At 68.3% G+C, this 19,959-nt stretch carries 17 protein-coding genes and 3 pseudogenes; 8 read left to right on the forward strand and 12 right to left on the reverse strand.

The features are described 5' to 3' along the window. Nucleotides 1–9: 9 nt before the first annotated feature. Nucleotides 10–1,128 (forward strand): lipocalin-like domain-containing protein, encoded by a 1,119-nt coding sequence (locus ACGFZW_RS36750; protein WP_393897676.1) that lies wholly within the window; start codon nucleotides 10–12, stop codon nucleotides 1,126–1,128. Between the two features lie 50 nt (nucleotides 1,129–1,178). Next, a pseudogene (locus ACGFZW_RS36755) lies at nucleotides 1,179–1,381 on the forward strand (transposase); the annotation flags it as partial. A 107-nt stretch (nucleotides 1,382–1,488) separates the two neighbouring features. On the opposite strand, the gene ACGFZW_RS36760 reads toward ACGFZW_RS36755, so the two are convergent. The 4 genes and pseudogenes from ACGFZW_RS36760 to ACGFZW_RS36775 all read right to left on the reverse strand — a co-directional run bounded on the left by ACGFZW_RS36760 (nucleotide 1,489) and on the right by ACGFZW_RS36775 (nucleotide 4,467). Further along, the gene (locus ACGFZW_RS36760; RefSeq protein ID WP_393897698.1) at nucleotides 1,489–1,857 is read right to left on the reverse strand and encodes a hypothetical protein; all 369 of its coding nucleotides are present in this window, start codon (nucleotides 1,855–1,857) and stop codon (nucleotides 1,489–1,491) included. Between the two features lie 113 nt (nucleotides 1,858–1,970). Further along, nucleotides 1,971–2,384, reverse strand: a pseudogene (locus ACGFZW_RS36765) (recombinase family protein); the annotation flags it as partial. Between the two features lie 254 nt (nucleotides 2,385–2,638). Then, nucleotides 2,639–3,301 (reverse strand): response regulator, encoded by a 663-nt coding sequence (locus ACGFZW_RS36770; protein ID WP_393897677.1) that lies wholly within the window; start codon nucleotides 3,299–3,301, stop codon nucleotides 2,639–2,641. Nucleotides 3,302–3,303: 2 nt separating this feature from the next. Continuing rightward, nucleotides 3,304–4,467: a sensor histidine kinase gene (locus tag ACGFZW_RS36775; protein ID WP_393897678.1), complete on the reverse strand. Its 1,164-nt coding sequence runs from the start codon at nucleotides 4,465–4,467 to the stop codon at nucleotides 3,304–3,306. Nucleotides 4,468–4,661: 194 nt separating this feature from the next. Between ACGFZW_RS36775 and ACGFZW_RS36780 the strand changes: the two genes are divergently transcribed. Continuing rightward, a complete protein-coding gene (locus tag ACGFZW_RS36780) occupies nucleotides 4,662–5,015 on the forward strand; it encodes a hypothetical protein (protein WP_393897679.1) in 354 nt (117 codons plus the stop codon). Nucleotides 5,016–5,138: 123 nt separating this feature from the next. Continuing rightward, a complete protein-coding gene (locus ACGFZW_RS36785; protein ID WP_393897680.1) occupies nucleotides 5,139–6,323 on the forward strand; it encodes a DUF418 domain-containing protein in 1,185 nt (394 codons plus the stop codon). A 379-nt stretch (nucleotides 6,324–6,702) separates the two neighbouring features. On the opposite strand, the pseudogene ACGFZW_RS36790 reads toward ACGFZW_RS36785, so the two are convergent. Beyond that, nucleotides 6,703–7,334 (reverse strand): annotated as a pseudogene (locus ACGFZW_RS36790) (Tn3 family transposase); the annotation flags it as partial. Further along, nucleotides 7,328–8,353, reverse strand: a complete 1,026-nt coding sequence (locus ACGFZW_RS36795; protein ID WP_393897681.1) for a DUF4158 domain-containing protein — start codon at nucleotides 8,351–8,353, stop codon at nucleotides 7,328–7,330. The gene ACGFZW_RS36795 and the pseudogene ACGFZW_RS36790, both read right to left, overlap by 7 nt. Here ACGFZW_RS36795 and ACGFZW_RS36800 point away from each other — a divergent pair. Beyond that, a complete protein-coding gene (locus tag ACGFZW_RS36800; protein ID WP_393897682.1) occupies nucleotides 8,247–10,892 on the forward strand; it encodes a LuxR C-terminal-related transcriptional regulator in 2,646 nt (881 codons plus the stop codon). The two genes, ACGFZW_RS36795 and ACGFZW_RS36800, sit on opposite strands and share 107 nt — an antisense overlap. Nucleotides 10,893–10,958: 66 nt before the next feature. Here ACGFZW_RS36800 and ACGFZW_RS36805 read toward each other — a convergent pair whose 3' ends face one another. After that, a complete protein-coding gene (locus tag ACGFZW_RS36805; protein ID WP_393897683.1) occupies nucleotides 10,959–11,507 on the reverse strand; it encodes an ATP-binding protein in 549 nt (182 codons plus the stop codon). Between the two features lie 1,417 nt (nucleotides 11,508–12,924). Here ACGFZW_RS36805 and ACGFZW_RS36810 point away from each other — a divergent pair. The 3 genes from ACGFZW_RS36810 (at nucleotide 12,925) to ACGFZW_RS36820 (ending at nucleotide 14,602) form a co-directional block, all read left to right on the forward strand. Continuing rightward, entirely contained in the window at nucleotides 12,925–13,125 is a 201-nt protein-coding gene (locus ACGFZW_RS36810; protein WP_393897684.1) for a hypothetical protein, read from the forward strand. Then, nucleotides 13,122–13,454 carry a winged helix-turn-helix domain-containing protein gene (locus ACGFZW_RS36815; RefSeq protein WP_393897685.1) on the forward strand — a complete coding sequence of 111 codons (333 nt, stop codon included), beginning with the start codon at nucleotides 13,122–13,124 and terminating at the stop codon, nucleotides 13,452–13,454. Before ACGFZW_RS36810 ends, ACGFZW_RS36815 begins: the two co-directional genes overlap by 4 nt. 290 nt (nucleotides 13,455–13,744) lie before the next feature. Beyond that, nucleotides 13,745–14,602, forward strand: coding sequence for a maleylpyruvate isomerase family mycothiol-dependent enzyme (locus tag ACGFZW_RS36820; RefSeq protein ID WP_393897686.1), 858 nt, complete (start codon nucleotides 13,745–13,747; stop codon nucleotides 14,600–14,602). 78 nt (nucleotides 14,603–14,680) lie between these two features. Here ACGFZW_RS36820 and ACGFZW_RS36825 read toward each other — a convergent pair whose 3' ends face one another. From ACGFZW_RS36825 to ACGFZW_RS36845, 5 genes are all read right to left on the reverse strand, one after another. Continuing rightward, the gene (locus tag ACGFZW_RS36825) at nucleotides 14,681–16,060 is read right to left on the reverse strand and encodes an NDP-hexose 2,3-dehydratase family protein (protein ID WP_393897687.1); all 1,380 of its coding nucleotides are present in this window, start codon (nucleotides 16,058–16,060) and stop codon (nucleotides 14,681–14,683) included. Next, complete coding sequence (locus ACGFZW_RS36830; RefSeq protein WP_393897688.1) at nucleotides 16,057–17,043, reverse strand: aldo/keto reductase; 987 nt, start codon at nucleotides 17,041–17,043, stop codon at nucleotides 16,057–16,059. The genes ACGFZW_RS36825 and ACGFZW_RS36830 overlap by 4 nt, the downstream gene beginning before the upstream one ends. 11 nt (nucleotides 17,044–17,054) lie before the next feature. Continuing rightward, on the reverse strand, nucleotides 17,055–17,999 hold the full coding sequence (locus ACGFZW_RS36835; protein WP_393897689.1) for an NAD-dependent epimerase/dehydratase family protein: 945 nt from the start codon (nucleotides 17,997–17,999) through the stop codon (nucleotides 17,055–17,057). A 100-nt stretch (nucleotides 18,000–18,099) separates the two neighbouring features. Beyond that, nucleotides 18,100–18,837, reverse strand: a complete 738-nt coding sequence (locus tag ACGFZW_RS36840) for an ABC transporter permease (protein ID WP_393897690.1) — start codon at nucleotides 18,835–18,837, stop codon at nucleotides 18,100–18,102. A 109-nt stretch (nucleotides 18,838–18,946) separates the two neighbouring features. Next, entirely contained in the window at nucleotides 18,947–19,855 is a 909-nt protein-coding gene (locus tag ACGFZW_RS36845) for an ABC transporter ATP-binding protein (protein ID WP_393897691.1), read from the reverse strand. Nucleotides 19,856–19,959: the final 104 nt, after the last annotated feature.

Raw genomic sequence — 19,959 nt, forward strand, 5'->3', positions numbered from 1 at the left:
GAACCCGTCATGCACGCCGTCATCGGCAGCCTGCCGCGCCACTACGAGCGGCTGAACCTCACACCTGACGTCGTCCAGCCATGGGAGGACGGGCTACGCACGGACCCCGCTCAGGGAACATTCGAGTGGTGGTACTGCGACGCCCATCTCGACGACGGCTCCACCCTGACCGTCGAATTCCACACCAAGCCGCCTTTCGTCTCCCCCCGGGCACCGCTCACTCCGTTCGTCCTGCTGACGCTGACCCGCCCGGACGGTTCCCGGACCGACAGGCAATACACCGGGGAACCCGCGGACTTCACCGCTTCACGGGAAAAATGCGACGTGGCGATCGGCCCCCACACCTTCCGCTCCGGCCCCGACGGCTACACCCTTCATGTCGAGATCGAAGACACCGTCGTTGATCTCACCCTCACCGCGCAGGTACCGCCCTGGCGGCCGGAGACCGGGCACGCCTTCTTCGGCCCTGACGAGGAGCACTACATCGCGTGGCTGCCCGTCGTCGCCCACGGCAAGGTCGACGCGAGAGTGACCTTTGGCGGCGAAACCCAACGGCTCACCGGCACCGGCTACCACGACCACAACTGGGGCAACATCGCTCCTCGCAAGGTGCTCGATCACTGGTACTGGGGCCGCGCCCGGCTGGGCGAGTACACGGTCGTCACGTTGATGTTCGCCAGCCACCAACGCTACGACAAGGCAGTTCTTCCCGCCGTGCTGGTGGCCAAGTCAGGCCGGATCATCGCCTCCGCGATCGGCGCGGACGCCGTTGACTGCACCGAGGGGGAGCTCTTCGTCCACGACGACAGCAAATTCCCGGTGGCCGATCGCCTGGAGTACCAGTGTGCCGACGACGATTCCACGTACACGATCACCTTCCAGCGCGACCAGGACGCCTTCCTGCTGAACTTCGGATCGGCTGGTGCCTACCACCGGTTTCTCGGTGAGGTGACTCTTCAGCGTACGGCGACCGACGGGAGCGAAAAAGTAGAGACGGTGAAGGGACGCACGCTCTGGGAACTGCTCCACTTCGACAGCAACACGACCCGCAGTGCAGAGGCCGGCTCGGGTGCCGACCCGCACGACACCGGTCGGGTCCGTATCCCGGTCATAGGCCACCATGCCTGACGCCCCGACCACCGACGGACGACATCAAGTCGCCGCAGCGCAACTGGCCCATGTCACTTGGCGGTTGGTCGGGTGTGTCGGTCCGGTCAACGGTCAGTGAGGCGATGCGGCATCGGATCGAGCCGGTGATGTCGGCCGATCCGGTCAAGGGACGGCGGTGGCCGACCACCGCCGTCCCCTTGAAGCCATCGCGTGGACCTACCGCACCTGCTCGCCCGCGGACCTGCCAGGTGAACGCGGATCGTTCCAGACCGGCCTTGAGGAACATCGGTACAGCCGTTAGCGCTAAGCCGTTGATCATGGTCGGCCCTCGCTCCCCGCGGGTGACCGAGGTGAGCCCCAAGCCAGGCACGGAAGGCCCTACCGCATCTCGGTGTTCGGGTGGGGCTGGGACTGGAGCCGGTCGCGCAGGTCGATTAGCGGCAGGCCGTCGTCCACCGCGGCGGCTTCGGCTTCCGCGAGGGCCCGGTACAGCGAGGCGACCGAGGGGGACTTGCCCGCGTTTTTGCCGGCCTTGATGGTGAGCTTCTTGGCGATCTCGGGGACGGCGACGCCCTTGTCCTTGAGTGCGACGGCGAAGGTGAGCATGTCGTCGTCGATGACCTTGGGCCGTCCGCCGTGGTTGCCCTTGGACGCGGCGATGACCTGGCCTTCGAGGGTCTCTTCCCGGATGTGGTTGCGCTCGATCTGCCCTGCGACCGCGAGGACGGCGAAGAACATGGCGCCCATGCCGTTGGGGTCGTAGATCCCGGTGAGCGGTCCGGTGAGGAGTTCGAGCTGGAGCCGCCGGCCTGGAGCTCGGCGGACAGCGTCATCAGCTCGGCCGCGTTCCTGGCCAGACGCTTCAGCTCGTGCACGGTGAAGATTACCGGCGTCTCGGGGGCGGCCTCCTTGAACTGGTGGGCCAGCGCGAGCGCCTTCTCCAGCTCGGGCCGGGCCTTGACGCGGGTGCTGATCTGTTCCTTGAAAACCTTGTGGCACTCCGCGAGGTGGAGGGCTTCGAGCTGGCTCGCCAGCTCCTGGCGGACGGTCGAGGTGCGGGCGTACCCGATCCTCACCGGCCGCTCGGTGCGGGGCGCGGGCACCTCGGTGAGAGCCGGGCCCTGCTTCCATGCGCGGCCGGGGTGGCGGTCGGCGGGGACGGGGATCTCCAGTTCCTCGCGGAGTGCAGGGACGAGGACGAAGCGGGGGGGTGTGGTACTTCGCGGCGGTCTTCCCACCCCGGGTGCGGCAGGCGCTGCCGGCGGGCGCGTCACAGTTCGGGCAGTCGTGACGTTCTACTGCAAGTGCTGCCTGATCGGGCGTGAGATCCATGCGGGCGGTCTCTCAGAAGTGTCTCGCACAACGCGCGGGTTTCGAGAGGACTTTTGCGAAGGGCGACCTGCGGAAACGTGATCGTTCCGGGCCTCTCGCAGAACTCTCACAGATGGTCATTTATGCGAGGGCCCATTGCTGCTGTCGTTCGATGCAATGTCGCCGCTGGGCCGTGGATGTTGAAGATGGCATGTCGTCACGGTGTGGGGCGGTCCAGGCCGTGGCGGTGGGCGAGGACGATAGCTTGGGCGCGGTCGCGCAGGCCGAGTTTCATGAGGATGCGGGTGATGTGTGTCTTGACGGTCGCTTCGCTGATGTACAGCTGTGCGGCGATTTCGGCGTTGGAGTGGGCCTGGGCAAGGAGGGTCAGGACTTCGCGTTCGCGGGCGGTGAGCTGGTCGTAGCCGGGGGGTGGGGCGGGATCGGGGCCGGGGCGGCTGGTGTAGCGGTGGATGAGTGTGCGGGTCATCTGGGGTGAGAGGACGGCGTCGCCGCGGTGGGCGGAGCGGATGGCTTGCTGGATGAGTTCGGCGGGGGCGTCTTTGAGGATGAAGCCGTCGGCGCCGGCGTCGAGGGCCTGGTGGAGGTAGGTGTCCAGGCCGAAGGTGGTGACGATGACAATGCGGGGGCGGTGCGGGTGGTCGCGGAGCTGGCGGGTGACGGTTATGCCGTCACTGCCAGGCATCTGGATGTCCAACAGGATGACGTCGGGGCGGGCGCGGTCGGTCTGGGCGAGAGTTTCTGGTCCGGAGGCGGCTTCGGCGACGACGGTGAGGTCGTCGGCGGCGTTGACGATGAGGGACAGCCCGCCACGCACCAGGGTTTCGTCGTCGGCGATCAGGACGCGGATCTGGTTCATGCTTAGCTCCGGGGGAGGGCGGCGGTCAGGGTGTAGCCGCCGTCGCGCTGCGGGCCGGCGGTCAGGGTGCCGCCGAGGGCGGTGACGCGTTCGCGCAGTCCGGCCAGGCCGGTCCCGCTTCCCGTCGTGGGCGAAGGCTGGTCGGCGGCGGGTGGGCCGTTGGTGACGGTGATGGTGAGCTGACCGGGTGTGGTGCGCAGGGTGATGCGGACGCGGGCGCCGGGGCCGTGGCGGGCGGCGTTGGTCAGGCCTTCCTGGACGGTGCGGTACGCGGTGACGGCCAGCGGCCGGGGCAGTTCCGTGGTCAGAGCGCTGGTGTCGAGACAGGCGTCGACGCCGCTGGAGCGGGCGGCATCGACGAGGGCGGCCAGCTGTTCGAGGTTGGGCGGCGGGCTGTCGGGGCTGTCGGGGTCCTGGCGTAGGACGTGGAGCATGGCACGGAGGTCTTCCATGGCCTGCCGTCCGGCCTTCTCGATGGAAGCCAGGGCGCCGACGGCGGCATTGGGGTCCTTGTGGGCAATCAGGCGGGTGCCGGTGGCCTGGAGGACCATCAGGGTGACGGCGTGGGCGACCGTGTCATGCAGGTCCCGGGCCACGGCGTGGCGCTCGGCAGTGACGGCCGCGCGGATCTGTTCGGTGCGCTCGTGTTCGGCATCGCGCCGCGCCTGCTCGGCCCGGGCGAGGTCGAAGCGGGCCAACGCTGAGCGCCCAAGCAGCCAGACCGCCCACAGGGCGAGGCTGACGAACACAGCGTCCCAGACGGGGTCGCCGTTGACGGCGATCGGGCCGGCCCATTCCTCCGCCAGGCACAGCCCCAACAGCATCAGGGACATCCGGCGGCTACATGCGTACCGGCCTGCGGTGAACGCTGCGGCGAGCAGGGCGAGGAACGGCATCGCCAGGTTCGTGGACGGCGTCAGCCAGGTCGTCTGCGCCATGGCCGCCATCACTGTGACGATCACGGACACCACCGCTTGTCGGCGGCCGGCAGCCAGCGGCACGGCCATCCCGAGCGCGCACAAAGCATTGAGCCACACCGGCCCGGCCAGGTCAGCCGAGGAGGCGGCTTCGCGAGTGGCGACCACGGCGAACACCACCGCCGCGAGGCCGCCCCACCAGGCGGCGGCCGAGGACGAAAGACGAGGTGGCAGAGGGTTCACGGTCACCTCGCCAGTCTAGGAACCGGCAACGCCCTGCCTGGGCGTGCCGCATACGACGAAGGTCGCATGGGCGCCCTCCCCAGACCGGCTCGCGTCCGACGAACGTCTCACCGACAACCCCGACGTGCGCCCGACGCCCTACTGCCCCTGCGATTCCTAGCGTTGAAGCGTCCCTCGACAACGCTTCCGAAGGAGAGTCCGTGGACCAGCCCCCTCATAACAATCGCCGTCGTGCGATGCTGCGCCGGCCGCCGGAGCCGGTGTGGATGGCGCTGGTGGCCGCCATCGCCGTGCTGAACCTCGTGCAGCGTGACGGACTGGGCCTTGCCGTCTGCCTGTCCTTCCTCACCGCCGGGATCCTTGCCCGCCCCACCTGGCGGCTGCCGCTGCGGACCCTGTTCGTCCTCGCCGCCTCCAGCCAGGCCGTGCTCTGCACCCATAACCACCGCCTCGCCCTCCTCGCCCTGTACGCGGTGATCACCCTCTACGGCATCACCGAACTGCACCAGGACGCCCGCACCGTCCTCCACCAGCGGACCGCCGCCGACGGCTAACCCTGCCCCCGCTTCCGCCCTGCGGGCTCAGCCTCCTTTCAACCTCTGGAAAGGGAACACCTCGTGATGCATCCACCTCTTGGCGCGGATACCAGATCTGCGGCCGTGGCAGGCCGTACGCGTGTGACGGACTTGGACGCTCTGCGCGGCTTCGCGCTGCTGGGCATCCTCATAGTCAACGCCACCTACTTCGCCTCCGCCTTCCACGGCACAGGCGTCGACGACCCCGCCGTCACCACGGTCGCCGACCGGGCCGCCAGTACGCTCATCACCCTCCTGTTCGAGACGAAGTTCTACCTGCTGTTCTCGTTCCTGTTCGGCTACTCCTTCACCCTGCAACGCCTGTCCGCCGAGCGCCGCGGCACCCGGTTCACCGCCGCGTTTTTGCGCCGCCTGGCCGCCCTGTTCGTGATCGGCGCAGCCCACGCGGTGCTGCTGTTCACCGGCGACATCCTGACCACCTACGCCCTCCTTGGGCTGGTCCTGCTCGCGGCCGGCGGCCTGCGGGTGCGCACCGCGGCCACCGCCGCCTGCGTCTTGCTGGTCGTCACCGCTGCCGTGTACGCCGGCCTCGGCACGCTCCAGGCCGCCTTCGGCCCTCCGAGCACCCTGGACGCCCAGGCCGCGACTGCCCACGCCCAGCACACCGCAGCCCTTCTCGCAGGCGATCCTGTACAGGTCGTCACCGCCCATCTGCAGGAGCTGCCCGACACTGCGGCCCTCCTGCTGCTGTTCCAGGCCCCCTGCGCCCTGGCGATGTTCCTGCTCGGCCTCGCCGCTGGAAAATTCGGCCTCCTCACCCGGCCCGCCAGCACCGTCCTGCTGCGCCGCATCCAGCTGATCGGCTTCCCCGTGGGACTCGCGGGCGCCGCCCTCTACACCCACGCCACCACCCACTGGACCGGCACCCCCAGCGAGACCTACGCCCTGGCCGTCGACGTCCTCACCGCCCCCGCCCTCGCAGCCGCCTACGCCGCCACACTCCTGCGCCTGCTCCACAGCCGCCATGGACAGAGGATCAGCGGCGCCCTCGCACCCGCCGGCCGCATGGCACTGAGCAACTACCTCGCCCAGTCCGCCGTGCTCGCCCTCGTCTTCACCGGCTACGGCCTCGCCGCCGTCGGTCTGCTTCACCCCGCCTCTGTCCTTCTCCTCACCCTGGCCCTGTACACCTGCCAGCTGTACGCCTCTGCACGCTGGATGCGCACCCACGCCTACGGCCCCCTGGAATGGCTGCTGCGCGCCGCAACCCACCTGGCCCTGCCCCGCTGGCGCCGGGACCGAGCCCCCCACCCGCTCGACAGATAACAAAATTGATGACTCCGGGGGTGTGACTGGCACGAGGGGCCGGCCGCGCAGGGGACGGATGCGTTCGCAGCGCTGGCGGATCCGACACGTCGGATGCTGCTGGAGCGGCTGGCGGCGGATCTGGTGGCGGTGGCCCCGGAGGGCCGTTCGCGCCGGTACGCGCTGAGTCGGCAGGCGTTCACCGCGCTGCGGGAGTGGCTTCAGGAGCATGGAGCGGTTCTGGCAGGCGCGCCTGGAGGCGCTGGGGAACTATCTGAAAGGAGGATCATGAGAAATCGCGCCCGTCTCCGGATGGCAGCCCCCTCCGTAACTGGCAGGTTCACACTTCAGCCCGCCCCTCCTGGCAGCCCACCCCCCAAGCTGCTGCAGCCGACCGCCGTCAGATGTCCGGGATCTCCTCGTCGTCCTCGTCGAGTCCGGCCGCGTCCGGGTCGCGCAACGGCCGCAGGCCGCCGACCGGGACGGACGCGGTAAAGCTGTAGCGGCCCAGCACATTGAGGTTCTTGTGCTTCAGAGGGGAGAGCCGGGCGATGTCCCCTTCGCGGATCTCGTGGCCCTCGGCCTTCATCTGGGCGACGGCGGCGTTGATGTACCGGGTCGTCCAGAGCACGATGGCGTTGAGGACCAGGCCGAGCGCCGAGCTGGTCCTCCATGCCGTCGCGGTACGCCTGGTGGATGGTGCCGCGCTTGCCGTGGGTCCAGGATGTGCAGCGAGTCGCGCGGCATGCCCGGCACCACCATCTGCCCGATGCCCGCGACCTGGTCGTTCACGGCGTTGAGCCAGGTGATGCCGCGCTTGAAGCCGAAGTACTTCGGCGACGGCGCGGCGTTGATCGTGCGCACAGGCACGACGAACCGCAGTCCGTCCACCGACGCCAGCAGCCCATCCCCCCAGTACCGGACGATCGGCACCTCCGCCTGGGCGGCGATCAGCTTCGCGTTCGCCGCGGCGATCGTGTCGCTACGCAGGTAGAACTGGTCGACATGCACCAGGCGGGAGCGGGTCAGGGCCTCGATGGCGGGGTTCGTGACGCGACGGTGGCGTGCAGCCGCTTCTCGGCGATTTGGCGGACCTCGGAGACCTGCCGGGCCAGCACCGAGACGCGGGCAGCAGCACCCGGTTCCGGCGCAGCCAGCCCACCGCGCCTGGTTGAACAGCGCCACCAGCCCCTCGGCGTGCGCCCACGCCCGCCCGTGCAGGAACGTGCGGAATTCCGGCCCCACTCCGCATCGTCGTACGGGTGATAGCCGTAGGCGTCCCGGATCTCCCACGCGTGCTGGTACGCGGTCATCTGCCGCTCGGTGTACCGCTTGATGCACGAGACGTCCTCGGTGCTCAGCTGCTCGCCCACGTGCTCGATCACCGGCCACGGAACCGCGAGGGGGTCTTCCAGGAACAGCCCGATGTACCGGACCGTGCACATCTGCAAGGCGAAGCCGAGACGGTTGTGGTCACCGCGGCGCTTCGCGATCAGCTTCCGGTCCTCACCGCCACCCGGCGGACGGTACAGACGCCCCACACCCCGCCGACGATCTTTCCCCGAACACCCGCTAACGGCTGTACCGCTGTTCCCCAAGGCCGCAGACCGCCCACAAACGAAAGGGCCGCTCAAATTGATCATGGTCCCGGCTGTAGTTAGCTGCCCGGAGAGCGTTGGCGCGGTGCTCGACCCGGGGCGCGCTCGACCGAAAATGCCCGCCACCCGACGTGATCGTCCGGTATCTCTACGCTGCTCATCGCGCTCGCCCTGCGGGCATGGCATCAGCCGCCCGTTCCGCAACGACCTGTTCCCCCTGCGGAACGTCTGCGCCCACGCAGGCCCACGGCGGGCCCTCGTGCAGAGTCGATCGCCATCGGTCGCGCGTGTAATCCTGGTCAGAGATGCGGACGTCCATTGACTCCCCAACCCGTAGGTCCCGATCATGGCCAACAGCTCCATAGACGGTCGATGGCCGCTGGTCAGCCGTCTCGATGAGGTCCAGTCGTTCCGCGAGCACCTGGCGTCAGCCGATCTCGGCAACTGCACCATCCGCGGCTCGGCAGGCGTCGGTAAGACGCGGCTGGCCGAAGAATGCCTGGCCGAGGCCGCCGCCCAGGGCTACGCATGCTCCCGCGTCATCGCGACGGCCGCCACCCGGACCATTCCGCTGGGCGCGATCACCCATCTGCTGTCCGCCGCAATCGTCAGCGACCCCGGCGGCCTGTTCCACCCCGCTGTACAACATCTCAGAGCCCAGCGGAAGAAGGCGCACGCCTCCGTGTGGCTGGTCGACGATCTCCATCTCCTCGATGCCACGTCGGCCGTTCTGATCGGGCAGCTCGTCGACGCACGCGAGATATACCTGCTGGCCACCATCCGCTCGGGCGAGCCTCTGTCGGAGGCCGTGGGAAGCCTGGACCGGGGCGACCGGACGCACCGCATCGACATCGAACCATGGACCGCGGAGGAAGTGGAGACGGTGCTGCAGACCGTCCTGGGCGGCCCCGTCGAACGAGGAACCGCACTGCTGCTACACCAGGCCAGTCAAGGCAACGCGCTCTTCCTGCGGGAGCTGGTCAGCGGATCCCTGCACAGTGGCGTCCTCGTGGGGGACGGCGGCGTCTGGCGTTGCACGGGCCCCGTGAGCGGAACGCGGCGCCTGACGGAAATGCTCCAGGGCCGCATCGAATCGGTGAGCCCGCAAGGCAGAACAGCGCTGGAAGCGCTCGCGGTCTGCGGCTCGGTGGGCGCCGCTGAACCGCCGCCCACCGTCCTGGACGAACTGGAGCGCGCCGGTCTCACCCGGGTCGAGACCGACGGCCGACGGGCCACACTGGCGCTGGCCCATCCGCTTTACGGGGAACTTCTCCGAAAGCAGGTCTCCTCCGTATTCCGTAAACAGCTGCTCACAGACCGCGTCGCATGGCTGGAGAGGACCGGTCGCCGACGGCGTGGGGATCCACTGCTGGCCGCGCAGTGGTCGCTGGACGCCACGGGCACCGCGGACCCCGACTTCCTGACACGTGCCCTGGCCATGGCCCGCGGCGCCGAGGACTACGAGTCAGTGGTGCGCATCGCCCAGGCACTGTGCCGACTGCAGCCCGGTTCCGAACCACGGCTCGTCCTGGGTGACGCGCTCTTCAAACTCGGCCGGTTCGACGATGCCGAACAGGCGTTGGCAGATGCCGCGTCGGTCGCGCAGGGCGACGAGGAAGTACTCCACGCGACGATTCTGCGCACGCACACCCTGGCGTGGGGCGCGCTACGCCTCGACGAGGCACTCACCTCGAACAAGGCCGCGCGACTGAGACTGACCAGCACGGAGGCCGAAGAGGAACTGCGCGTCGACGAGGCCAGCGTGCGCGCCTTTCTGGGCGACTACGGCAGAACCCTCCGGATCCTGAACGACCTGGAGCACATGCACAACGCCCGGGCGCGCGTCATGGGTGCGATCCCCGTCGTCTATGCCCTCTCCGAGGCCGGGCGCAACCAAGAGGCCTTGCGGCTGGCGAACGAGGCGTACCAAGAGCACCTTGCGGCGAAGAGCATCATCGCGGTGGCGGACCCGCGCATGCAGCTCGTTTCGAAGCTGCATGCGCTGGCACAGGCCGGACGGCTCACCGAGGCCAGGACGCTGGGCGAGGAAACCTACGCCCTCGCGTCCGCCGACCATTCACTGTTCTGCCAGGTCTGGATCGCGGTGGGGCTGGGCAAGGTCGAGTACTTCGCAGGACGGCTGCCGCGCGCCGTCGAGTGGTTCACGACCGCTGCGGCGCTGGCCTCCGACGCCCGTTTCAAGGGCGCTCAGTGGCTGTCGGTGTCGGGACTTGCGCAGGTCACGGCCGCACTGGGAAACCGCGCCAAGGTCGCGGCACTCTGGAAGCAGGTCTGCGATCTGGGACCTGCCGGGTACACCCGACCCGATGTCGCCACGCTTCCTGCGTGGGAGATGGCTCTCAACGGCAGGCTGAGTGAGGCCTGCGCAGGATTCATGGAGCAAGCGGAGCGCGCCCGAGCGCTCGGCAGTCTCGCCCAGGAGAGCGAGCTGCTGATGGACGTGGCGCGGCTGGGTGGCGCTCGCCGTGTGCGACGGCGCCTCGAGGAGCTGGCAAGGGTCTGCGACAGTCCCGTGCCGACGGCCCGCGCCGCCTGCGCCGCCGCCCTCGACCAGCAGGAGCCCGCGCCCCTGCTGGCAGTGGCGGAGAGGTGGGATGCGATGGGCTTCGCCCTGTTCGCCGCCGAGAGTTACCACGCCGCCGCGGCAGCACAACGCCGCATCGGACACACCCGGGCGGCGGTCTCCGCCGGCCGCAAGGCGTCCGCGCTGTACGCGCAGTGCGGGGGCGCCCATGTCTTCGGTATCGGCTTGGCCGACATGCCCGCTCTGCTGACCATGCGCGAGCACGAGATGGCGGGATTCATCGGACGGGGCATGTCGAACCAGGAGATCGCTGATTCCTTGAGCATCTCGGTCCGCACCGTGGGCAATCACCTGTATCGCATCTACCAGAAAGTCGGCGCGAAGAACCGCCGCGAACTGGCGCGCATCGTCAATGACGGACTCCTGCCGCAGGAAGATCAGCCTTGAGCTGTGTACGACGCCTCGGCCGGGCAGAGCCGCCTCACTCGACGCGCTGCCCCGCGCCACCCCTCCTCACGGACAAGTCGGCAGCGCCGCCCAGCGGATGTGCAGCCCTTGACCGCTCACCCCATGGCCACTGGAGGCGGCGATCGTCGAAATGACGATATTGCCCCGGCCGTGCTCGTCAGGATCCAGCCCTTCTTCGGCCTCGACGCCGGCACTCCCCCCGTCCGACACCTCCAGCCGGATGTGCTGCCGGCACGGCGGCAGAATCACCGAGACGGTGATCGGCGGGAGGGCGTGGGTCAGCGAATTGGACACCAGCTCGGAGGCGACCAACGAGCAGTCCTGAAGACACCGCTCGGAGAGATTCCACCGCTGGCAGCAGGAACCGATCAGATCTCGGACGAAGGGCGCGGAACGGAGGTCGTGCGGGAGGTCCCAGGACCGTACCGTGCCACCCGTACGTCCGTGGTGAGGCTCGTACAGCGCACACGACGCTGCGCCACCGCAGGGCGCGCCTTCCCCGTCGGACAGCGCCTGGGGACCTGGGACGACCGTCGTCACAGCGCCTTGCAGATCGGTGACGGGAGGACTACCGGGCGCAGCACTACCTTCCATGGAGAATCCCTCCGATACAGCTTCTGGGTATCCGGACGGCTTTGCCTGCGCCTACTGTGCAAGTCACAGGAAGGGATTGCTTGAGTCGCAATGACTCAAATCAACCGAAACGCTCTCCCGGGAGCCCTACGGCCCGTTCGCGGTCTGCACCGGTGGTCCACGCCACCTGCCCCGTCGAGCGCCTCGGCCACCCGCCCGCAGCCCAGCGGGCAGCTCCTCCACTGCGTCGACACACGTCCTGCCGACGACGGACTCGCGTCGTGCCCCTGTACGGATTACCGGTACCTTCCGTACTTCATCACCAGGAGAACCGCCGCTACGGTATTCAGCAGGAGCGGCGCAGGGAACGAACTCAACATGCTCATCGGTTGCCCTTCTCCCCCGGCCTTCGGACGAGCGATGCCGGGAACGTCGTATGCGGTCGCCCCAGTCGGATGAGTAACCGGCATTCCCCTGACAGAGATTCGCGGCCGCATCCGCCCTTCGGTGGCCCGGTCACCGGATGCACGACGGCACTTCCTGCCGTCCGCGTGCTGGCCCCTCCGCCTCCACCCCCGTGGGCTTCCGCTCCTACTCACGAGGGCAGAGACGAATCGGCCCCGGACCGCACAAGGGAGATCGGCCCAGGTCCTGCGGCGGGCGCCTTCCCCAGTTCCCTGCCGCTGGTCTCCAGTGGATCACCGTCCTGGCACCCTGGGGGAGTGATCGTTACTCAATCATCGGTGGGTCACCGGAACCGCTCCGGGAAGGTGGGCTCTCGAACGTGATCCCCTCGGTGACCTCTGACGTAGGCCCATCGCGCTCCGTCGGGTAATGCGCTCAGTGGCGGCGGGACGGGAGACGGTCGTCCGGCGCGCGCCGTCTCCCGCTCCGCGACCAGGTTTTGTGCTCATGCGTCCCCTCGGTCGGTCCACTGCTCGCCGTGCCGACAGGAATCGGTCTTCACGAGCACCCCTCCCCTGAACGCTACTGAGCCGTCCGCGGCCTTGCCCGAGCACGCATTACTCAGATCGCCGGCGTACTCAACATCCCGGTTGGGGAAATCGACCTTCGGGACAGCATGGTGTAGCTTTCCAACTAGGAAAGAGCTTTTCCTTACGGAAAGCAAGGCAGCTCACATGACGGATCGACCGAGTCCGAAGCGGGCTGCTCTGACTCTGCGCGGAACGCCGGTGTACCAGGGTGCGGCGTTGACGGCGCGTCAGGAGCCGTTGAGAGTGAAGGTCGCGTTGACTCTGGTGGGGCTGGCGTTCGGCGCGTGGTACGACGTGTTCGACGATCCGGGGGCGACGCCCGTCCTGATGGTGGCCGCCGTCCTCTGGACCCACAAAATCGCCTTCAGGACCCCGCGCGGAGCCGCTCTGCTCGGCTATGCACCACCGGAGCCCACAACCGACCGCCGGCCTACGTCCTGGCAGTGCTCACCGCCGTCGCCGTGCTAATGGCGGTCGGCTACTTCAGCATCACCCCCCACACCGCCTACTTGAACGACCACGTGCCCTACTGGCACACGATGGGCATGCTCCTGCTGATCATGGTGACCACCGCCCTGACCTCGCTCGACACCCGCTTCCGGAAGTGGCTGTTCAAGCTGACCTCGAAGCGGAGGATGCAGTGACCGCGAACCCCATCGACCCGCTCCTGGCCGATCCGACACGGCTGTCCATCCTGTCCTTGCTGAGCACAGCACGGTGGGCGGAGTTCGCCTTCGTCCGCGACACGGTCGGCCTGTCCGATTCGGCGTTGTCGAAGCAGGTCACCAAGCTGAGCGACTGCAATTACGTCGAGGTCCGTCGCGGATACGTAGGCAAGCGGGGCCGCACCTGGATCAACCTTGCACCGGCCGGCCGGGAAGCCCTGGAAAGCCACATCGCGGCCCTGCAAGAGATCATCACCCAGGCCCGAGCGACCGGCGAGGCACACACTCCCCCGTCGGACAGTACCTAGAGGCCAATGGAGCGGAACTCGTCCAGCACCGCGAAGTGGACGCTGTCATACCGACTCATGGCGATGCCGCCCACGTTCCCCGGCGTGCGGTGTCCGCAGCGTCGATCGACGTGCCGTCCGCATCAAAGAGCGCGTACGCGGGCCGAGCTGCGCCAATTCACACGTGACGCCGTGATCACGCCACCAGGTCCCGAGCGGACGCTGTGGGACGACCCCTACTGTCACTGCCTACGGCCCCAGTTCGGAAGAAAATCATGGTCGCTCGCGCATGCGCTTGGCATCATTTGGCCATGAAACGCCGGCTCGCACATGATCCGCGATATTCCTGGCTCGGTGCCCCGATCGACGTCCGCCCCTTGTTCGCCGTAGAGCAAGCGGCGCTGATGGCCACGCTACGTGACCTGGAGCAGGCCGACTGGGGGAAGGAGGCGGTGCCGGGCTGGTCCGTCCGCGCTCTCGCCACGCACATCCTGGGTGACTTCTACGGTCGCCTTGCCCGCGACCGTGACGGCCACCAAGAAGGGCCCCGCTTCGCGCCGGGTGAGACGCTGGAGAGGTTCATCCACCGCATCAACCAGGAGTGGATCGACGCCTTGGCGCGGGTAAGCCCCGCCGCTCTCACAGACACATTGGATCTGGTCGGCGGGCAGGTCACCCGGTTCTTCGAGACCACCGATCCCGGCGCTCCCTCGCTCGGGGTGTCGTGGGCCGGCATCGATCCCGCGCCGATGTGGCTGGACTGCGCACGCGACCTGACGGAGTTCTGGACCCACCGTCAGCAGATCCGGCACGCCGTCGGCCAGGGAACCGACCTGAACCCACACCTTCTCTCGGTGGTCCTGGACATCTTCATGCGGGCTCTGCCGCACACCCTGCGGCACACGGCTGCGGCCGTCGGCACGCAGATCCAGGTGAGCGTCGACGGCCCGGCCGGTGGCACCTGGGCCGTCACCGCTACCGGGGAGCGTTGGTCGCTGTCCGAGCCGCACGCCGGACAGACCGCTGCTCGCGTCGGGATGGACGCGGATTCTGCGTGGCGGCTGTGCACCCGCGGCATCACACCGGCCACCGCGCTCGCCCGTGCCCACGTCACCGGTGACCGGCAACTGGCCGAAGCTACCTGCCAGATCGTGTCCATCATCTACTGATGCTGGACCTCGCCGTCCGGCACGCACCGGCAATGCCGCAGCAACTCAGCCACGGAGTCAAGGAGTTCGGCCGGTCTGTCACACGTCGAGGCTCTGCAGGCAGGTGATCAGGGTGCGTGCCTCGATGTTGAGGTAGTGGCTGTGCCGGATCAGTCCGATGAGTTCCGGAACGGGAACCCAGCGGTAGTCGGGGCCGAGGTCGACGTTCGAAAGGTCCGGGTCGGCATCGAGGACGAGATAGCGGTTGCGGGCGTGGTAGAAGCGGCCGCCTTCCTCCGAGAGCACCGAGTCGAACAACACCTGCTCGGGCGCGGCCTCGATCACTTGGTCGAGGAGCGGTGGACGCGCGGCCGCGGGCAGGTGGGTGTAGTTCGCCGGCGTGCACTGGACGGTGGGGGCAAGTTCGAGTGCGTCGGTGCAGCCCGGTTCGGGGCGCGCGTGGACAAGCGCCCGCAGGACGCCGTCCACGCGTCGGGTCAGGAGGGCCGACACGCCGGTGCCGTGCGGCTCGATCATGGGCTGGGACCAGCTGCGGACCTCGCGGCCGCCAGCCTGGACGTCCACCGCGATGACGCTGAAGAAGCGGCCGGACTCGTGGGAGATCCGGTCTGCCGAGCGCTGCCAGTGCCGGACCCTGTCCAAGGGCAAACGCTCGACGCGGGGGTCGCACCGGGTGCGGGCCTCTGTGATCCAACTGAGCAGGTCCGTTCCGATGAGCGCGGAGTGGTGGCCTGCGCCACTCGTACCGGCTCCGTGGAACGGGAAGGGCAGGCAGGCGAGGACGCTGCGGGAGTCCATGTTGACCAGGTCGTCGACAGCGAGCAGTTGGTGCAGCTGTCCGAGGGTCAGCCAGCGAAATCCGTCCAGCACCTCGATGTCCTCGTGCACCTCGATGACGACGTTCCGGTTCCGCTTGCGGTAGAACCAGCAACCCTGCTCGGACTGCCGTACATCGGCCAGGATCCGGTATTGCCCGAGCCGCTGAAAGTACTCGACGTACGGAACGGCCGCGCCCTTGTGGACCCGTGTGTAGTTGCTGCGGGTGGCCTGTACGGTCGGCGAGAGCTGGAGACCGTTGCAGTTGCCGGGCTCCATTTTGGCCTGCATGAGGAAGTGCAGTATGCCGTTGAACTCCTTGGCGATGATGCCGAGGATGCCGACCTCCGGCTGATGGAGGATCGGCTGGGTCCAGGCATCGACGGCGCGGCCGGGCATCCGGATGTCCAAGCCTTCGATGCTGAAGAACCGGCCGCTGTCGTGGACGAGGTTTCCCGTTCCCGACTGGAAGTTCCAGCCCCGCAGGGACGCGAAGGGTATGCGCTCGATCCGTGACGTGTCTGCCCGGTTGCGTTCGTCGAACCAGCCGTGGAAGTCGGGCAGAGGGGCGGTGGAGCTGTCGGCCGCGAGCGCGGAGCGCGCGACGCGGTGGGCGAGGACGCGGTGGGCGAGGGCGCTCACCAGGCCCACGCCTCGGGCCCGGGTCCGCCGTTGCCGAGCGGCGGGAACAGCTGGTCTATCTCGGCCAGCAGTTCGTCCGTCAGGTTCAGGTCCAACGCGCCCAGCGCGCTTTCCAGTTGACCGATGCTGCGCGGACCGATGACCGGGGCGGTGACGCCGGGCCGGGACATGACCCAGGCCATGCCGACCTCGGCCGGGTCGGCGCCGATTCCGGCGCACAGCTTCTCGTATCCGGCGACGGCGTCGCGATGCGCTTCCAGCGCCTGCATCGCCCGTCCCTGAGCGGTCTTGACGGCCGTGCCCTCCTCCAGCTTGCGCAGCGCGCCGCTCAGGAGCCCCCCGTGCAGCGGCGACCAGGCGAGGACGGCCACGCCGTAGCGCTGTGCGGCCGGGATGAGTTCCAGTTCCACATAGCGGGTGACCATGTTGTAGACGGACTGCTCGGACACGATGCCGAGGAAGTTGCGGCGTACCGCGGCCTCCTGCGCCTCGGCGAGGTGCCAGCCGGCGAAGTTGGAGGAGCCCACGTACCGCACCTTGCCCTGCTGGGTGAGGATCTCCATGGCCTGCCAGACCTCTTCCCAGGGGGCGTGGCGGTCCACGTGGTGCATCTGGAAGAGGTCGATCCAGTCGGTCCGCAGCCGGCGCAGCGAGGCTTCGCAGGACGCGATGATGTGGCGGGCGGACAGGCCGCCGTCGTTGGGCCGGTCGCTCATGGCGTTGTACACCTTGGTGGCGAGCACGACCTGGTCGCGGCGTCCGCCGCCCTGCGCGAACCACTCGCCGAGAAGCTCCTCGGTGAAGCCCTTGTAGATCTGCCAGCCGTACTGGTTGGCGGTGTCGAGGAAGTTGATGCCCCGGTCCAGACCGCGGTCCAAGATCTCGAAGCTCTCTTCCTTGGTCGCCCGGACGCCCAGATTCAGGGTGCCCAGGCAGAGCCGGCTCACCTGGAGGGCGGTGCGACCGAGGTAGGTGTACTCCATCTGGTATTCCTTTACAGATTCTGATTCTCTTCGGCCGCCGCCGCCCATTGGTCACCGATCGACCGCGCCAGGGGCACCCGGGGCGACCACCCCAGCACCTCGCGCGCCCGCCGGATGTCCGCCTGTGTCCAGTCCGCGCCGTTCCGGCGTACCGGTCCGTCCAGCTCCTGGACGAGATGCGGTGGCACTCCGGAGGCGGACACCAGCAGGCCCAGGACGTCCCGCAGGGACACGGCCGACCCCTGACCGATGTTCACCGTCTCGCCCGTCAGGGAGCATTCGCCGGCCCGGAGGACCGCGTCCGCGACATCGCGGACGTCGATGAAGTCGCGCCGGGCCTCGGCGATCGTCAGCCGGACGGGCTCACCGGGGGTCGCCCGGCGCAGCAGGGTGGCGACCTTCCCCAGGAAGGTGGCGCGGGGAGCGCCGGGGCCGCACACATTGGTGATCCGCAGGACGAGGGCATCGATACGGCCGGCCTGGGCGGCATCCAGGACCGTCCGGCTTCCCGCCAGCTTGGTCCGCCCGTAGAGGGTGGCGGGGGCGGGCGGCCAGTCCTCCGCCACGGAGAGTCCGGGCGGGAACTCCCCGTACTCGTGCACCGAGCCGAGGTGGACCAGCCGGGGCCGCTGCGGAATGCCTGCCAGCGCCTCCACGAGTGTCTCGACCAGTTGGACATGGGAGCGGGCCATCTGCGCGTCCGTGCCGGACCAGGAGTCCGTGGCTGCGTTGACGACCACCCGGGCGTCGGCGACGGCGAGCACCTCGCCGATGAGTTCCGCGGAGGTGCCCAGCATGTCGAGGGAGATGAATTCGGCTTCAGGTGCTTCTCGGGGCGGCTTCCGGCCGACCGCGAGCACGCGGTATCCACGGCGGGTGAACGCTGCGCAGACGTGTCGGCCGAGGAATCCGGTGCCACCGATGACCGCGACGCACGGTTTCTTGGCCGAGCTCATACCGACCGGCCGTGGGAGCGCGGAACCGCGGCAACAACCGCTGTTCGTGTGGGCGTGGATTCCAGGGAGAGGAGCGTGGTGTGCACGTGTCCACCGACCGTTACTGCCACCGGAAGAGCTTGGCAGCAAGCACGCTGCACAGCGCTCCGATGATCGCGAGGACGAGCAGGTGCTGTGTGTGTGGCCAGTTTCCTTCCCAGGAATCCCGCAGCGCCTGCAGGGTGGCCCCGAGCGGTGTGTAGTCACCGATGACGGAGACCGTGTGCGGGAGTTGCTCCTTGGGGAGGAACACTCCACCGAAGAACAGGCTGGGGAACAGGAGCGAGAGCCCTATCGATGTCGCCGCGCGGCTTCCCGGCGCCACGGCGGCCACCACGAGCCCCACGGAGAACAACGCCCAGGCACCCAGGGCGAATGCCAGCAGGAAGGCCGGCACCTGATCCGGCAGAGCTGTGTCGAACACGAGCCGTCCGACGCCGAGCACCAGCGCCGCCGCTACTACAGCGGTTGCCAGGTTGATGATGAGCTGGGCCAGCAGCAGGTTGACGGGGTGAACGGGACTGGCCGCCATGCGGCGCAGGATGCCCTTCTCCCGGTAGGTCGCCAGGGTGGTGGGCAGTAGGTTCAGCGACAGCATGGTGAGGCACATCGACATCGCCATGGCCGGTACGAACGCCGCCATTGATGCCTTCTGGGCCGCGGTGTCGTGCGATTTGCCGGTGATGATGTCGAAGATGCCCAGCAGCATGATGGGTAGCGCGAGGACGAAGAAGACCGCGGTCGGATCGCGGAGAAAGAGCTTCGTCTCAACGAGAGTGAGCTGGGAACGTCCGGTCATGGATGTCCTCCTGGCGGCCGGGGGCCGTCCTCGGTCGGCGTGACTGCCGCGGGGGCCCGGCACGTCACTTTGGGGTCGGTACGGCCGCACGCCGGCCGGTGGCACGGCGTCAGTGATCGGGCGTCGAACCGGTGAGCTTCACGAAGGCGTCCTCGAGTGTGGGCTGCTCCAGGCGCAGTTCGTCAGGAACGATCCGGTGGTGCGCCAGCGTCGCGATCACCGCGTACACCATGTTCCCCGTACCGGTCACCGTCACCTGGGAGTTGGTGCGGGTCACCGATACGACGTCGGGCAGCGCGGTCAGCAGGGCGTCGTCCAGCGGCTCGGAGGGCTTGAAGCGGACGCGTTGTTGGGTGCTGGTGGCGGAAACCAGACCGGCCGGGGTGTCCAGGGCCGCCAGCCGCCCGTCCTTGATGACCGCGATGCGGTCGCAGAGCCGCTCCGCCTCCTCCATGAAGTGGGTCACCAGCAGGACGGTCACACCCTGGGCGCGGACTCTCTCCACCAGCTCCCAGGTCTCCCGCCGCGCCCGGGGGTCGAGAGCGGTCGTCAGCTCGTCGAACACCGCGATCCGTGGGTTGCCGACGAGTGCCAGGGCAATGGACAGCCGCTGCTTCTGGCCTCCGGACAGCTGTCCGAACTGGCTGTTGCGCTTCCCCTCCAGTCCCCAGTCGCTGATCAGCTTCCGCCAGTCCGCGGGCTCACGGTAGAAGGTGCTGTACATCTGCAGCGCCTCCCAGACCTTGAGTCTGGGCGGAAGCTCACTTTCCTGGAGCTGGATACCGATGCGCTGCCGCAGCTCGGTCCTGTCCCGGTGGGGGTCGAGGCCCATGACGGAAATCGTGCCTCCGTCGTACCGGCGCAGGCCCTCGATGCATTCCACGGTTGTCGTCTTGCCTGCGCCATTGGGGCCCAGAATGCCGAAGACCTCACCTTCTTCGACGTGCAGGGAAACATCGTCGACCGCGACACGGTCGCCGTATTTCTTCCGGAGTTTCCGAACCTCGATCACCGGCATATCTTCTCCGTCTCTCCTCTACTGGAATTCCACAATCGGTCCTGCGTGCCGCAGGCATGCCCGTGCCGGATCGGCCGATGTGGGCCTTGGACGTATCCAGTTCG

This window comes from Streptomyces sp. NPDC048248 (genome assembly GCF_043201875.1).
Classification (GTDB): domain Bacteria; phylum Actinomycetota; class Actinomycetes; order Streptomycetales; family Streptomycetaceae; genus Streptomyces.

Bases quoted from the DNA above. Each gene is read 5' to 3' on its own strand.
- ACGFZW_RS36830 (WP_393897688.1), bottom strand. From the start codon at position 17,043: ATGGAGTACACCTACCTCGGTCGCACCGCCCTCCAGGTGAGCCGGCTC.
- ACGFZW_RS36805 (WP_393897683.1), bottom strand. From the start codon at position 11,507: ATGGAAGGTAGTGCTGCGCCCGGTAGTCCTCCCGTCACCGATCTGCAA.
- ACGFZW_RS36750 (WP_393897676.1), top strand. From the start codon at position 10: ATGCACGCCGTCATCGGCAGCCTGCCGCGCCACTACGAGCGGCTGAAC.
- ACGFZW_RS36760 (WP_393897698.1), bottom strand. From the start codon at position 1,857: ATGGGCGCCATGTTCTTCGCCGTCCTCGCGGTCGCAGGGCAGATCGAG.
- ACGFZW_RS36820 (WP_393897686.1), top strand. From the start codon at position 13,745: ATGAAACGCCGGCTCGCACATGATCCGCGATATTCCTGGCTCGGTGCC.
- ACGFZW_RS36845 (WP_393897691.1), bottom strand. From the start codon at position 19,855: ATGCCGGTGATCGAGGTTCGGAAACTCCGGAAGAAATACGGCGACCGT.
- ACGFZW_RS36770 (WP_393897677.1), bottom strand. From the start codon at position 3,301: ATGAACCAGATCCGCGTCCTGATCGCCGACGACGAAACCCTGGTGCGT.
- ACGFZW_RS36800 (WP_393897682.1), top strand. From the start codon at position 8,247: ATGGCCAACAGCTCCATAGACGGTCGATGGCCGCTGGTCAGCCGTCTC.
- ACGFZW_RS36835 (WP_393897689.1), bottom strand. From the start codon at position 17,999: ATGAGCTCGGCCAAGAAACCGTGCGTCGCGGTCATCGGTGGCACCGGA.
- ACGFZW_RS36840 (WP_393897690.1), bottom strand. From the start codon at position 18,837: ATGACCGGACGTTCCCAGCTCACTCTCGTTGAGACGAAGCTCTTTCTC.
- ACGFZW_RS36795 (WP_393897681.1), bottom strand. From the start codon at position 8,353: ATGGTGCAGTTGCCGAGATCGGCTGACGCCAGGTGCTCGCGGAACGAC.